Annotated in this window: 14 protein-coding genes; 11 read left to right on the top strand and 3 right to left on the bottom strand. The window is 38.7% G+C overall.

What is annotated here, in order from left to right; translation table 11 throughout:
- The first annotated feature begins 54 nt into the window (after window positions 1-54).
- The 6 genes from pstB (EAF07_RS02175) (at window position 55) to EAF07_RS02205 (ending at window position 7,343) form a co-directional block, all read left to right on the top strand.
- Window positions 55-858: a phosphate ABC transporter ATP-binding protein PstB gene (gene pstB, locus EAF07_RS02175; RefSeq protein ID WP_121834661.1), complete on the top strand. Its 804-nt coding sequence runs from the start codon at window positions 55-57 to the stop codon at window positions 856-858.
- A gap of 8 nt (window positions 859-866) precedes the next feature.
- Window positions 867-1,625 (top strand): phosphate ABC transporter ATP-binding protein PstB, encoded by a 759-nt coding sequence (pstB, locus tag EAF07_RS02180; RefSeq protein ID WP_121834662.1) that lies wholly within the window; start codon window positions 867-869, stop codon window positions 1,623-1,625.
- Between the two features lie 30 nt (window positions 1,626-1,655).
- Window positions 1,656-2,309, top strand: a complete 654-nt coding sequence (phoU, locus tag EAF07_RS02185; RefSeq protein ID WP_121834663.1) for a phosphate signaling complex protein PhoU — start codon at window positions 1,656-1,658, stop codon at window positions 2,307-2,309.
- A 221-nt stretch (window positions 2,310-2,530) separates the two neighbouring features.
- Window positions 2,531-5,062: a M1 family metallopeptidase gene (locus EAF07_RS02190; RefSeq protein WP_121834664.1), complete on the top strand. Its 2,532-nt coding sequence runs from the start codon at window positions 2,531-2,533 to the stop codon at window positions 5,060-5,062.
- 306 nt (window positions 5,063-5,368) lie between these two features.
- A complete protein-coding gene (locus EAF07_RS02200; protein WP_121834665.1) occupies window positions 5,369-6,043 on the top strand; it encodes a response regulator transcription factor in 675 nt (224 codons plus the stop codon).
- Window positions 6,036-7,343, top strand: coding sequence for a sensor histidine kinase (locus EAF07_RS02205; RefSeq protein WP_121834666.1), 1,308 nt, complete (start codon window positions 6,036-6,038; stop codon window positions 7,341-7,343). Before EAF07_RS02200 ends, EAF07_RS02205 begins: the two co-directional genes overlap by 8 nt.
- Window positions 7,344-7,787: 444 nt before the next feature.
- Here EAF07_RS02205 and EAF07_RS02210 read toward each other — a convergent pair whose 3' ends face one another.
- Genes EAF07_RS02210 through coaA form a run of 3 tightly spaced genes read right to left on the bottom strand, consistent with a single transcriptional unit; the run spans window position 7,788 to window position 9,581 of the window.
- Window positions 7,788-8,309, bottom strand: coding sequence for an AAA family ATPase (locus EAF07_RS02210; RefSeq protein WP_121834667.1), 522 nt, complete (start codon window positions 8,307-8,309; stop codon window positions 7,788-7,790).
- A gap of 50 nt (window positions 8,310-8,359) precedes the next feature.
- Window positions 8,360-8,626, bottom strand: a complete 267-nt coding sequence (gene rpsT, locus EAF07_RS02215) for a 30S ribosomal protein S20 (protein ID WP_121834727.1) — start codon at window positions 8,624-8,626, stop codon at window positions 8,360-8,362.
- 34 nt (window positions 8,627-8,660) lie between these two features.
- On the bottom strand, window positions 8,661-9,581 hold the full coding sequence (gene coaA, locus EAF07_RS02220; RefSeq protein WP_121834668.1) for a type I pantothenate kinase: 921 nt from the start codon (window positions 9,579-9,581) through the stop codon (window positions 8,661-8,663).
- Window positions 9,582-9,828: 247 nt separating this feature from the next.
- Here coaA and EAF07_RS02225 point away from each other — a divergent pair, with 247 nt between their 5' ends.
- From EAF07_RS02225 to EAF07_RS02245, 5 genes are all read left to right on the top strand, one after another.
- Window positions 9,829-10,422 (top strand): class I SAM-dependent methyltransferase, encoded by a 594-nt coding sequence (locus tag EAF07_RS02225; RefSeq protein ID WP_121834669.1) that lies wholly within the window; start codon window positions 9,829-9,831, stop codon window positions 10,420-10,422.
- A 154-nt stretch (window positions 10,423-10,576) separates the two neighbouring features.
- Window positions 10,577-11,854, top strand: a complete 1,278-nt coding sequence (locus tag EAF07_RS02230; RefSeq protein WP_121834670.1) for a pyrimidine-nucleoside phosphorylase — start codon at window positions 10,577-10,579, stop codon at window positions 11,852-11,854.
- A 23-nt stretch (window positions 11,855-11,877) separates the two neighbouring features.
- A complete protein-coding gene (gene deoC / locus EAF07_RS02235) occupies window positions 11,878-12,540 on the top strand; it encodes a deoxyribose-phosphate aldolase (protein ID WP_121834671.1) in 663 nt (220 codons plus the stop codon).
- The gene (locus EAF07_RS02240) at window positions 12,446-12,916 is read left to right on the top strand and encodes a cytidine deaminase (RefSeq protein ID WP_121834672.1); all 471 of its coding nucleotides are present in this window, start codon (window positions 12,446-12,448) and stop codon (window positions 12,914-12,916) included. Before deoC ends, EAF07_RS02240 begins: the two co-directional genes overlap by 95 nt.
- Window positions 12,917-12,989: 73 nt before the next feature.
- Window positions 12,990-14,060, top strand: coding sequence for a BMP family lipoprotein (locus EAF07_RS02245; RefSeq protein ID WP_121834728.1), 1,071 nt, complete (start codon window positions 12,990-12,992; stop codon window positions 14,058-14,060).
- The last annotated feature ends 23 nt before the right edge of the window (window positions 14,061-14,083 follow it).

Genomic DNA, 14,083 nt, shown 5'->3' on the forward strand with positions numbered 1-14,083 from the left:
GAATCTATCCCGGCAGACATCACAGGCTTGGTATCTTATGAATAAGGAGACCACATGTCAGAATATAACTGGAATGAGCGTCATATCATTACCTTCCCAGAAGAAAAGACAATCCTTTCAACCAAAGACCTCCACGTTTATTATGGTCAAAAGGAAGCTATCAAGGGAATTGATATGCAGTTCGAAAAAAATAAAATCACAGCACTTATTGGTCCATCAGGCTGTGGTAAATCAACCTTTCTTCGTAGCCTTAACCGCATGAATGACACTATTGATATTGCTAAAGTAACTGGTGAAATCATGTACCAAGGAATCGATGTGAATGCCCCTGAAATCAATGTCTACGAAATGCGTAAGCACATTGGGATGGTGTTCCAACGACCAAATCCATTTGCAAAATCTATCTATAAAAATATTACCTTTGCACATGAACGTGCAGGTGTTCGAGATAAGAAGGTTCTTGATGAAATCGTTGAAACCTCTTTGAAACAAGCAGCGCTTTGGGATCAGGTTAAAGATAGCCTGCACAAGTCTGCCTTTACCCTTTCAGGTGGTCAGCAACAAAAACTTTGTATCGCTCGTGCGATTGCTGTAAAACCAGATATTTTATTAATGGATGAACCAGCGTCAAACCTTGACCCAATTGCGACGATGCAACTGGAAGAAACCATGTTTGACCTTAAAGAGAATTATTCAATTATTATTGTTACCCATAATATGCAACAGGCTGCTCGTGCGAGTGACTACACAGCGTTCTTTTATTTAGGGGATTTGATTGAGTACGATAAAACTAAAAATATCTTCCAAAATGCAACGCTCAAGTCAACGAATGACTACGTTACTGGACACTTTGGTTAGGAGGAATCATGACAGAACCTATTTTAGAAGTAAAAGATCTTTCTGTTTATTACAGCCAGAAAAAAGCGCTCAATAGTGTGAGTATGGAATTTTATCCTAACGAGATTACAGCATTGATTGGCCCATCAGGTTCAGGAAAATCAACCTTGCTTCGTGCCATTAACCGAATGGGAGACCTCAATCCAGAATGGACATTGACAGGCTCTATTATCTATAACGGACATAATATTTATAGCCCACGCACGGATGCAGTAGAACTTCGTAAAGAGATTGGGATGGTTTTCCAACAACCTAACCCATTTCCGATGTCTATCTATGAAAATGTCGTTTATGGACTTCGTTTAAAGGGGATCAAAGACAAGGCTGTTTTAGATGAAGCAGTTGAAAAATCCTTAATCGGGGCTTCAATTTGGGATGAGGTCAAAGACAGGCTTCATGATTCTGCTCTGGGGCTCTCAGGAGGTCAACAACAGCGTGTTTGTATTGCCCGTGTTTTGGCAAATAGTCCTAAAATCTTGCTTATGGATGAACCAACATCGGCTCTTGACCCGATTTCAGCTGGAAAGATTGAAGATACTCTTTACGAGTTGAAAAAAGACTACACGTTGCTCCTTGTGACACGTTCAATGCAACAAGCTTCTCGGATTTCAGACCGCACAGGCTTCTTCTTGGATGGTAACCTAGTTGAATATGACAAGACCAAGGAAATGTTCCTTAGTCCTAAACATAAAGAAACCGAAGACTACATTTCTGGTAAATTTGGGTAATCTCTTACGACTTACGAAAGGAAAAAATACATGTTACGTGCACAATTTGAAGAAGAATTATCAAAACTTCACAATCAGTTTTACGCAATGGGAACTGAGGTTCTAGCGCAAATTAACAACGCTGTTCGTTCTTTTGTGACGCATGATCGTGAAATGGCAAAAGAAGTTATCGAAAGTGACGACGTTGTCAATGCTTATGAAACCCGCTTAGAAAAAAAATCGCTTGAAATCATCGCACTTCAGCAACCGGTAGCACATGATTTACGTACTGTTATCACCGTTTTGAAGGCTTCAAGTGATGTGGAGCGTATGGGTGACCATGCGTCAGCTATTGCCAAAGCGACGATTCGTACCAAAGGTGAAGAACGCATTGCCGAAGTGGAAGAAGAAATCCGCAAAATGGGGAAAGCTGTTAAGCGAATGGTTGAAGAAGCTCTTGAAGTTTATATGTCAGGTGATGATGAAAAAGCTTATGAAATCGCTGCATCAGATGAATTGATTGACAACATGTTCAAAGAAATTCAAAACCTTGCCGTTGAACGTATTCGTGAAAATCCAGACACGGTATTTGCAGGTAAAGAATATTTCCAAGTTTTAATGTACTTAGAACGTATCGGAGACTATGCTAAAAATATCTGTGAATGGGTTGTTTACCTCAAAACAGGAAAAATTGTTGAATTGTAAAAAATATGATAAAATGGGGTTGGGACAAAAATGTCTCAACCTTCTCTTGTTAATAGTAATAACAGATTGACGCAGTGGTTGATTGGAAGTCCTAAACCCTTGCATAGCAAGCGTTAGCGGCCATCCTAATCAACTGTGTTGAGGTGGGACGACGAAATCAAATTCCGTAAAAGTTGATTCCTGTCCCACTCTCATTTTTATTTAGATTTAGGAGAACCCTTATGTCAGTAGAACATCTGATAACTAAATTTATCCCAGAAAATTATAATCTTTTCTTGGATATTGATCGCTCAACTAAAACCTTTAATGGTAACGTTGCTATCAGTGGTGAAGCATTGGATAATCAAATGTCATTGCATCAAAAAGATTTGACTATTACCTCTGTTTTACTTGATAATGAAAAATTAGCCTTCCACATGGATGACGAGAATGAAGCTGTGCACATTGAATTGCCAGAAACAGGTAGTTTGACACTTGTCGTGGAATTCTCAGGAAAAATCACAGATAATATGTCTGGGATTTACCCATCTTATTACACAGTTGATGGGGTTAAAAAAGAGATTATTTCAACGCAATTTGAAAGTCACTTTGCTCGTCAAGCCTTTCCATGTATTGATGAACCAGAAGCGAAAGCAACATTTGATTTTTCATTGAAATTTGATCAGGTAGAGGGTGACATTGCCTTGTCAAACATGCCTGAAATCAATGTTGAACGTCGCCAAGAAACTGGTATTTGGACCTTTGCGACAACACCACGTATGTCATCGTACCTTTTAGCCTTTGCATTCGGTGAGTTGCATGGAAAAACGACCTATACTAAAAATGGGACACTCGTTGGTTCGTATGCAACAATTGCTCATAAACCAACTGAACTTGACTTTTCACTTGACATTGCCGTACGTGTGATTGAGTTTTACGAAGATTACTTTGGTGTCAAATACCCAATTCCACAATGTCTTCACGTTGGTTTGCCAGATTTCTCAGCTGGTGCGATGGAAAACTGGGGACTTGTTACTTACCGCGAAGTGTACCTTCTTGTTGATGAAAATTCAACTGTTTCAAGTCGTCAACAGGTTGCACTTGTTATCGCCCACGAAGTGGCTCACCAATGGTTTGGTAACCTTGTGACAATGAAGTGGTGGGACGACCTTTGGTTAAATGAGTCATTTGCCAATATGATGGAGTATGTGGCTATTGATGCCATTGAGCCAACATGGAATATCTTTGAAGACTTCCAGACATCAGGTGTTCAAGCTGCTCTTAAACGTGATGCAACAGATGGTGTGCAATCAGTACACGTTGCCGTGAATCATCCAGATGAGATTAATACCTTATTTGACCCAGCTATCGTTTATGCCAAAGGTAGCCGCCTCATGCACATGCTACGCCGTTGGTTAGGTGACGACGATTTCCGTGCAGGGCTTAAAATTTACTTTGAGCGTCACCAATATGGTAATACTATTGGACGTGACCTATGGAATGCCTTGTCTGAAGCATCAGGTCGTGATGTGGCAGGATTTATGGATGCTTGGTTAGAGCAACCAGGATACCCATTGGTAACTGCAAAAGTGGAAGATGACCAATTGGTACTGTCTCAAGAACAATTCTTTATTGGAGAAAATGAGCCTAAGAATCGTCTTTGGCCTGTTCCACTCAACAGTAACTGGAGCGAATTACCAGATACGTTGACAGAAGAAAAACTTGTCATTCCAAATTTCAGCCAATTAGCTGCTAATAAAGAGCCTCTACAGTTAAACACAGGAAACACGTCACACTATTTGACGGCTTATCAAGGTGAATTGTTAGACAACCTTTTGAGCGGATGGGCTAATTTAGATAAAATTTCTAAACTTCAAGTCTTGCAAGAGCGCCGCCTTTTAGCAGAAAGTGGAGTGATCTCTTACAGTGAATTAGTGTCACTTGTCTCTGGAATGACAGAAGAAACTGATTCAGCAGTCCTAGGAGCACTTTCACAAGTTCTTGGTGGATTGAAGCAATTCATTGATGAAGGTAGTGAAGAGGAGAAAGTCTTCCAAGCTATTATTTCTGATATCTTTGCGAAAAACTACGCTCGTCTTGGGTTTGAGAAAAAAGAGGGTGAGTCAGATGAAGACGAACTTACTCGTGAATTTGCAGTAGCTTACATGCTTTACGCAGGTTATGAAGATGCTGTTGAAAAGGCTAAGGAACTCTTTGAAGCGCATAAAGACAACATTGCTTCTCTTCCAGCAGCAGTACGTTCAGATGTCTTGATTAATCAAGTGAAACATGATGAGACCAAAGAATTGACAGACTTGTTATTGGATACTTACGCAACGACAACTGATGGTGTCTTCCAACGTCAATTAATTGCAGCTTTAGCAGAAACTAAGCAGACCTCTGTGTTGGAAACAGTAGTTGCTGCCTTTGAAAATAAAGATATTGTCAAGCCACAAGACTTGTCTATCTGGTATGCGACCTTCTTGCGTAAATCATTTGCTCAAGAAACCGTTTGGACATGGGCGCGCCAAGATTGGGAATGGATTAAAGGAGCACTCGGTGGTGATATGAGCTTTGATAAGTTTGTCATTATTCCATCAGCAATCTTTAAAACAGAAGAGCGCTTAGCTGAATATAAAGCCTTCTTTGAACCACTCTTGTCTGACATGGCATTAAGCCGTAACATTGCAATGGGAATTAAAGAAATTGCAGCACGAGCTGAACTTGTGAAAAATAATAAAGCCGCTGTATCAGCTGCCTTGTTGAAAAAATAAAAAAAGATGAAAAGAGGTTGGGACATAAATATCTCAACCTTCTATTTTTAATGGTAATAACAGATTGACGCAGTGGTTGATTGGAGGTCCTAAACCCTTGCTACGCAATCGTTAGCGGCCATCCTAATTAACTGTGCGGAGGTGGGACGACGAAGTCAATTTCTTCGAAATCATGACTTCTGTCCCACTCTCTTTTTAGCTCTGTTTAAGAAAAGTATCATAAACTTAATGTATCCTAAATTTAGTTGAGTATGAGAACAGTTAAGCGTGTTATAATTAATTCAAGAGATAAAAGAGGTGGTTGTAATGATTAAAATTTTACTTGTTGAAGATGATTTGAGTTTATCAAATTCTGTGTTTGATTTTTTAGATGATGGTTTTGCTGATGTCATACAGGTTTTTGATGGTGCTGAGGGTATTTATGAAGCTGAATCAGGTATTTATGATTTAATCCTTTTAGACCTCATGTTGCCTGAAAAAAATGGGTTTCAGGTGTTGAAAGAAATACGTGAAAAGGGGATTACAACCCCAGTTCTTATCATGACAGCTAAAGAAAGTCTTGATGATAAGGGGCATGGCTTTGAATTAGGGGCGGATGATTACCTCACAAAGCCATTCTACCTAGAAGAGTTAAAAATGCGTATACAAGCACTATTGAAGCGTTCTGGGAAATTAACAGATAATAACCTGGTTTATGGAAATGTCTCTGTCGATTTGACGACCAATAGAACAACTGTTGATGATGCTGAAGTGGAATTATTGGGTAAAGAATTTGAATTGCTGGTTTATTTCTTGCAAAACCAGAATGTTATCCTGCCTAAGACACAAATTTTTGATCGTCTGTGGGGATTTGACAGTGATACCACAATTTCTGTTGTCGAGGTTTATGTGTCTAAAATTCGTAAAAAATTAAAAGGGTCTGATTTTGGAGAGAACCTTCAAACCTTGCGAAGTGTGGGGTATATTTTAAAAAATGGTTAAAATCGTAACGTTGTGGCGAACAGATAAGGAAAATCCCAAAACCTTTTTAAGATTTCTATCTGTTTTTACCGGCATTTTCTTTGTGATGACGGTTATTATTCTTCAAGTCATTCGGATGGGCATTTATTCGTCTGTTGATACCAGTCTGACAAATGCAGTGGCTTCGGTAGATGCATACGTTAATATGGCAATGACACGTAATTTTTATGTTAATAATACTGATACAGCAGTCATTATCGAAGCTTTTCCCAATAAGGAAAAACCCAAAGAGAAAATGATGAACGTGGATGCCCTCTTTTATGATGAGAATGGTAATCTTTTTAATACAGCGGATGCTTTTTCCAATTTTTCTAATGTTGCCTTAAATGTCAAACATCTCGGAAAAATTATCGAAGGAGATACAGTGAGTCCCTATGGTCAGCTTGAAAGCTATCATGCTATTACGGTAGCAGTTGATAATGCGAGTTATCCGCAGGTTAAGTATGCAACATTTTTGGTCAGTATTAAACAAATTGAAGAGTCAACCAAACGCTCCTTCACCATCATTATGACGGTTATGATACTCTTTTGGTTTGTCTCTATAGGTGTGAGTGTCTATTTAGCCTATTGGTCTCGTAAGCCGATTGTAGAAAGTTATGAGAAGCAAAAAAGTTTTGTTGAAAATGCCAGTCATGAATTGCGGACGCCTTTGGCAGTGTTACAAAATCGCTTAGAGTCGCTGTTTAGAAGACCTGACTCGACGGTTTTGGAAAATAGTGAGAATATTGCATCCAGTTTGGAAGAAGTCAGAAATATGCGACTGTTAACAACGAATCTCCTTAACCTTGCACGTAGAGATGATGGTCTACAATTAGAAATAACAGAGATTTCACCAACTTTCTTTTCTGATATTTTTAACAATTATCAGATGATTGCTGAAGATGCCCAGAAGGAATTTACAAGTCAAAATCTTGTTAATCGTAGTATTAAATCTGATAAAACTTTACTGAAACAATTGATGACAATTCTTTTTGATAATGCTGTGAAATATACCAGTGATGACGGAAAGATTCATTTTGAAGTGCGAACGACAGATAAACATTTTTATATCACAGCAATGGATGATGGTTTTGGTATCAAAGATGAGGATAAAAAGAAAGTCTTTGATAGATTTTACCGTGTTGACAAGGCAAGAACACGTCAAAAAGGTGGTTTTGGTTTAGGCTTGTCCTTGGCAAAACAAATTACAGATTCTCTTGGAGGACAAATCACAATAAAAGATAATACGCCAAAAGGAAGCATTTTTGAAGTGAAGTTATAAAGAAAGGTTAAAGTGTTTTAGCTTTAAAATAGTAAACTCGATTAAGATAAATTGTCTCAGTCACAAAGAATTTCCCTTCAACATATGGTTGTTTTATAATATCTTATTGCTGGTAGTTTCTGCAATCATTACGAGCGACGAAGTCGCCACAACTAGCACTTTCCGCAGTGGTGATAACACTAAAACTAATAAGTTTTAGTGTGTGGGGCTGAAATTGTCCAGTGGACAGTTTCAGCCTGAGCTTAGAAACCAGAGAGCGAAGGAGACCTAGGCTTGCCAAGAAGGAATGGAACTCTGTAGGAGTGGAGGTTCTGACACTGACTTCGTCAGCTTCATTTCCCACCTCAAAAGGTCTCCCAGACCTTTTGAACGCCCCACACCACATTAGGAGAAGTGCTAACAAAAATACTAAATAAAAACTAATTGACTTTAAAAGAGCAGGTCCTAGGATTCTGCTCTTTTAAGGTCTATAATAAATTGATCAATAGCTCTTTGATTGGTGAGCATGATGGCTTTTTCGCGATAGGTTTGACAAATAGTATGAAACAGCCGCAGCCGTTTGGGTCTACGAGAATGAAAGAGTGCAAAGTACAGAAAATTCCAATTTAGTTTTTCTGGACAGCCGATGGCCCTGTCAGACCGATTTTTCCCACGATAATTGAAGTAGCGTTTCAAAATACGGTAGAAAGTAGCCCGACGATTTAGATTAAGATAAATAATCAAATCTGCCTGAGCTAATCTTTCTTCGAAAAGAAACTTTGAATAAATCCCATCAATGACCCAAGAGCTATTGTGAGATAAAAAATCGAATAATTTTTCTGTGAAGTCCTCGGGAGCACGATTTTCCCAGTTAGGTAAAAATTGGAGTGTATCTAAATGAAGACAGGGAATATTATAATGATGAGCCAGTTTTTTGGCTAATGTTGATTTACCAGATCCACTATGTCCAATAATGATAATTTTCATAAACTTACCTCGTAAGGAGACAAAAAAACGACCCTAAGGTCGTTCTAAAATTAACCAAGTTTAGCAGCAAGACGTGCTTTATCGCGGCTTGCTTTGTTTGCGTGAATCAAACCTTTAGTAGCGGCTTTATCGATGCTTGAAGAAGCAGCACGGAGAAGCTCTTCAGATGGGTTTGCTTCAAAAGCTTTGATAGCAGTACGCATAGCTGATTTTTGAGCTGAGTTTTGAGCGTTTTGTTTAACGGTTTTCTCAGCGCGTTTGATAGCTGATTTAATGTTTGCCAATGTTCTTACCTCCCTTTTTACTAACCTCCTTATTATATAGAAAAAGCAGTCGTTTGGCAAGCCTAAATTACTTTTTCAGGTAAATTTCATCAATTTTATGATCTTCAGACTTGTGTAAAATCAATTCAGCACGATTTCGAGTCGGCTCGATATATTTCTCAAGATTAACGAGATTGATACTTTTCCATATGTTTTTGGCGAAAGCTAGCGCTTCGTCAGCAGACCATTCTGTAAAGCGGTGGTAGTAGTTCGTCGTATCCATTTTTGCTAAATCAAGCAGAGCCTTGAAACGCTCCAGATACCAATTTTCAATGTGTTTACTATCAGCATCAATATAGATAGAAAAATCAAAATAATCACTCATATAAAGGCGTTCATTTTGTGGGTTTTGAAAAACATTAATACCTTCAACAATTAAAAAGTCTGGTGCTGAAAGGGTCTGTTGTTTATTAGGAACAATATCATAAATCTCATGAGAATAGACAGGAATAGAAGCTTCAGCTCCGCTTTTCATGGCATCTAAAAAATTGATGAGTAATTCCATATTATAACTTTCAGGAAAGCCTTTTTTGTTTAAAATATTTCGCTCAGTCAGTACCTTGTTGGGGTAAAGAAAGCCATCGGTTGTGACCATTTCAACCTTACTGTGCTTGTAAGTTCGTGTTAACAAGAGTTGTAGGAGACGACTGGTCGTTGATTTTCCTACTGCCACAGACCCTGAAACACCAATGATAAAAGGACGTTTTCCAACATCTTTTTGTAGAAAGATCCCTTTTGAGAAGGCTAAATTTTCTTGGTGATGCTTATAAATCTGAATAAGACTAATCAGAGGAAGGTAGATATCGATAACATCTTGTATATTTATTTTATCGTTAAGGGATTTGATATTTTCTAATTCTTCCTCTGTCAATAGTGGTGTAGTGGTTTGATGGAGGTCTTGCCATCGAAGTCGCGAAATTTTTTCAAAATTTATAAATTCATTTGTCATAGTGCCATTATAGCACTTTTTCTTAATAATCTGAGCTCATAGGGTGTTTTTAAATGGAAAAAGCAAATAACTTTTATACTTCAAACGAAATCTTCTTATCATAACTTCTAAAACGTTCGGAAATTATTAAAATTAAAATCAACTTCGAGAGATTGCAACCGTTTCCGAGGTATGTTATAATTAAATTCCGAGCTTTAAGAGGGAATAGCTCAGAATTTCCGATTAATTTATTGAAAATGGAGAAGATATGGCAAATATGTATTACACAGAAAATCCTGATAGCGCACACGACTTACATGAGTTACGAGTGACGCTCTTGGGTGAAGCCTTTTCTTTCATGACTGATTCGGGTGTTTTTTCAAAAAAAATGATTGATTTTGGGAGTCAAGTCCTTCTTAATTGTTTAGCGTTTGAGAAAGGTGACCGCCTCTTAGATGTTGGGTGCGGCTATGGCCCACTGGGAATTGCACTAAGCAAGGTTCAGGGTGTTTCTTCAACGATGGTTGACATTAACAATCGCGCTTTAGACTTGGCGAAGCAAAATGCAGAAAAAAATGGTGTCACACCGACAATTTTTCAATCAAATCTTTATGAGAAGGTTGAAGGACGTTTTGAGCATATCATTTCTAATCCCCCAATCCGAGCTGGTAAGGCAGTTGTTCATGAAGTTTTGGAAGGCGCCTACCATCATTTGGAAGACGGTGGTGACTTAACGATTGTTATCCAGAAAAAACAGGGTGCCCCTTCTGCCAAAGCTAAGATGGAAGAGGTGTTTGGCAATTGTGAAATCGTCAAAAAAGATAAAGGCTATTACATTTTAAAGAGTGTTAAGGAAAAGTAACGCTCAGTAGAATTATAGTAGATAAATTTACGGAAAGGAAAGTAATGTGAGGAGAACTTCTAGATAGAAAAACTCTCTACGCAGTAAAATACCATTTTAATGCAAGGAGTAAAGGTCTGGTTAGGTCTTATTTGCTCACTATTATAAAGAAACTATGAGAACAGTTGATTTAATCCAGAAAAAAAGAGATGGTTTTGAACTATCAACCGAAGAAATTAAATGGTTGGTTGAAGGATATACAGATGGCTCTGTACCTGATTATCAAATGGCTGCATTTGCAATGGCAGTTTACTTCCGTGGGATGACCATGAGAGAAACACGTGATTTAACGATGAGTATGGTAGCCTCAGGAGAGCAAATTGATTTGTCTGCCATCTCAGGTATTAAGACGGATAAACACTCTACAGGGGGAGTTGGTGATAAAGTTACTTTAATTTTAGCACCTCTGGTAGCTTCCTTTGGTGTTCCAGTAGCTAAAATGAGTGGCCGTGGTCTTGGTCATACAGGTGGTACGCTGGATAAATTAGAATCTGTAAAAGGGTATCAAATCGAACGTACTCAGGAAGAGTTTATCAAACAAGTCCAAGATATCGGCTTATCAGTCATTGGGCAATCTGATAATATGGTAAAAGCAGATAAACTTCTTTACGCCCTTCGAGACGTGACAGCAACTGTTGATATCATTCCTTTGATTGCAAGTTCAGTAATGTCTAAGAAAATTGCAGCTGGTGCAGATAGTATACTATTAGATGTTACTGTTGGTGATGGTGCTTTCATGAAAACCTTGGAAGATGCAGAAAAACTATCTGAAACCATGGTCGCTTTAGGAAATGAAGTTGGTCGTAAGACAGTTGCAGTCATCACAAATATGAGTCAACCTGTTGGTCGTGCTATCGGTAACCGTCTTGAAGTTCTTGAAGCTATTGAAATCATGAAAGGACAAGGACGTGAAGATGTCACTCACTTTATTTGTGAGCTTGCTCAAATCATGCTTCAATTGGCAGGTCAAGAAAAATCATTAGATGATATTCGAGATGCCCTGGTTAATGGAAAAGCCCTTCAAAAATTTGAAGAGATGATTATTGCCCAAGGCGGTGATTTAGTAGATTTACATCGCCCATCAAGCGCAGCATTTGTCACAGAAGTAAAAGCAGAGGCAGATGGCTATATCACTGCCCTACCAGCTTTAGAATTTGGACTCTTTGCCATGCGATTAGGAGCAGGACGTGCCGTAAAAACCGATTCTTTAGATTATGAAACTGGAATAGTGTTCGACAAAAAAGTTGGAGATTCTGTGAAAACGGGTGAAAAAATCGCTACCATTTACACAAACGAAATTTTAAGTGATAAAATGCTTACAGAATTCCAAAAAAATGTTAAAATAGGTAATGAACGTGTAGAGTCACAAGAAATTTTAAAAATTATTAGCTAGTAGCAAGAAAAGAGGGAAAATTGATGTCTATTAATAAATATATTGATCACACTCTATTGAAACCAGAAAGCACTCAAAGTCAAATTGATAAATTGCTTGCAGAAGCAAAAGAATATGATTTTGCGAGTGTTTGTGTTAACCCAACTTGGGTAGGTTACTCAGCAAAAGCTCTTGTTGACTCTGATGTTAAGGTTTGTACAGTAGTTGGCTTCCCACTGGGAGCAACAACTCCAGCAGTCAAAGCATTTGAGACAAAGGATGCTATTGCAAATGGTGCGGATGAAATCGATATGGTGATTAATATCGGTGCCCTAAAATCAGGAAACCTTGTTTTAGTAGAAGAAGATATCCGTGCAGTTGTCGAAGCTGCAAATGGTAAGCTTGTTAAAGTTATTATTGAAGCATGTCTATTAACAGAAGAAGAAAAAGTAGTAGCATGTGAACTTTCAGTAAAAGCAGGTGCTGATTTTGTGAAAACATCAACTGGATTTTCAACTGGGGGAGCTACAGTAGCTGACGTTGCGCTTATGCGTCAAACTGTTGGTCCAGATATCGGTGTTAAAGCTGCTGGTGGGGCACGTTCTCTTGCAGATGCGCAAGCATTTATTGAAGCAGGAGCAACACGTCTTGGAACATCTTCAGGTGTGGCTATTATTCAAGGAGAAACAGTCAATGGTGGCTACTAATCTGGTCGAGTTAGCTATTGAAGCCAGTAGTCGTGCTTATGTCCCTTACTCAAAATTTCCGATTGGGGCAGCACTGAGAACGGCTGATGGTTCAATCTATACGGGATGTAATGTTGAAAATGCAAGCTTTGGTTTGACAAACTGTGGTGAGCGTACGGCAATTTTTAAAGCCGTTTCAGATGGGCACCAAAAATTGGAAGAAATTGCGATTTACGGCACTTCAGCTGAACCAATTTCTCCATGTGGTGCTTGTCGCCAAGTCATGGTGGAGTTCTTTGAACCAACAGCAAAAGTTACATTAATTGCTAAAAACGGTCAGACGGTCGAGACGACGGTCGGGGAGTTATTACCATACTCTTTTACAGATTTGACCTAATCTGTATTTAGCCTTCGGGTTATCTTATTCTTGCAACATCGTTGCACAAAAATATTTAGGAGGGTTCATGAAGATGAACAAAAAATTTGTTGGACTTGGTCTAGCTACTGTTGCAGCATTGTCACTTGCTGAATGTGGAAGCCGTACGGCTAAAAAAGAGGCCGCTTCGTCAGATAAAGCTGAAGCAAGCTTAAAAGCTGCTGTCGTCACAGATATCGGTGGTGTTGATGACCGTTCATTCAACCAATCAGCTTGGGAAGGTCTTCAAGAGTGGGGAAATGCAGCTGGTCTTTCAAAAGGTAACGGTTACGATTACTTCCAATCTGCATCTGAATCAGATTACATCACTAATCTTGATTCAGCTGTTGCAGGAGGTTACAATGTTGTATTCGGTATCGGTTTTGCCCTAGAATCAGCTATCGCTGAAGTAGCTCCTAATAACCCTGACACTCACTATGTTATCGTTGATAGTGTTGTAGCTGATCAAGATAACGTTGCTAGCGTTGGATTTGCTGACCATGAAGCATCATACCTTGCAGGTGTTGCAGCTGCTAAATCAACAAAAACAAAACAAGTTGGTTTTGTAGGTGGAATGAAGGGTGAAGTTATTGACCGCTTTGAGGCTGGTTTTGTAGCTGGTGTTAAATCAGTTGATGAATCAATTAAGATTGATGTTCAATATGCGGGTTCATTCAATGATTCTGCTAAAGGTCAAACAATTGCAGCAGCTCAATACGCAGCAGGTGCAGATATTATCTTCCACGCATCAGGTGGAACAGGTAATGGTGTGTTTGCAGCAGCTAAAGCAGAAAACGAAATTCGCAACGAAGCTGATAAAGTTTGGGTAATCGGTGTTGACCGTGACCAATCAGCTGAAGGTGCTTATAAGTCTAAAGATGGTAAAGAATCTAACTTTGTATTAGCTTCTACATTGAAACAAGTTGGTGCTGCAGTTAAAGATATTGCAACTAAAGCCTCAGAAGATAAATTCCCTGGTGGTGAAATCGTTCGTTACTCTCTTAAAGATAAAGGTGTAGAATTGGCTGAAACTAACCTTTCAGAAGAGGCTTCTAAAGCAGTTGCTGATGCTAAACAAGCTATTCTTGATGGTAAAGTTGAAGTTCCAGAAAAGCCTAAAAAATAATGAAATAGTAAACACTTCCGAAA

Source organism: Streptococcus hillyeri (assembly GCF_003686955.1).
Taxonomy (GTDB): domain Bacteria; phylum Bacillota; class Bacilli; order Lactobacillales; family Streptococcaceae; genus Streptococcus; species Streptococcus hillyeri.

Coding starts and splice junctions, on each gene's coding strand:
- pstB (WP_121834661.1), top strand. CDS start 55: ATGTCAGAATATAACTGGAATGAGCGTCATATCATTACCTTCCCAGAA.
- pstB (WP_121834662.1), top strand. CDS start 867: ATGACAGAACCTATTTTAGAAGTAAAAGATCTTTCTGTTTATTACAGC.
- phoU (WP_121834663.1), top strand. CDS start 1,656: ATGTTACGTGCACAATTTGAAGAAGAATTATCAAAACTTCACAATCAG.
- EAF07_RS02190 (WP_121834664.1), top strand. CDS start 2,531: ATGTCAGTAGAACATCTGATAACTAAATTTATCCCAGAAAATTATAAT.
- EAF07_RS02200 (WP_121834665.1), top strand. CDS start 5,369: ATGATTAAAATTTTACTTGTTGAAGATGATTTGAGTTTATCAAATTCT.
- EAF07_RS02205 (WP_121834666.1), top strand. CDS start 6,036: ATGGTTAAAATCGTAACGTTGTGGCGAACAGATAAGGAAAATCCCAAA.
- EAF07_RS02210 (WP_121834667.1), bottom strand. CDS start 8,309: ATGAAAATTATCATTATTGGACATAGTGGATCTGGTAAATCAACATTA.
- coaA (WP_121834668.1), bottom strand. CDS start 9,581: ATGACAAATGAATTTATAAATTTTGAAAAAATTTCGCGACTTCGATGG.
- EAF07_RS02225 (WP_121834669.1), top strand. CDS start 9,829: ATGGCAAATATGTATTACACAGAAAATCCTGATAGCGCACACGACTTA.
- EAF07_RS02230 (WP_121834670.1), top strand. CDS start 10,577: ATGAGAACAGTTGATTTAATCCAGAAAAAAAGAGATGGTTTTGAACTA.
- deoC (WP_121834671.1), top strand. CDS start 11,878: ATGTCTATTAATAAATATATTGATCACACTCTATTGAAACCAGAAAGC.
- EAF07_RS02240 (WP_121834672.1), top strand. CDS start 12,446: ATGCGCAAGCATTTATTGAAGCAGGAGCAACACGTCTTGGAACATCTT.
- EAF07_RS02245 (WP_121834728.1), top strand. CDS start 12,990: ATGAACAAAAAATTTGTTGGACTTGGTCTAGCTACTGTTGCAGCATTG.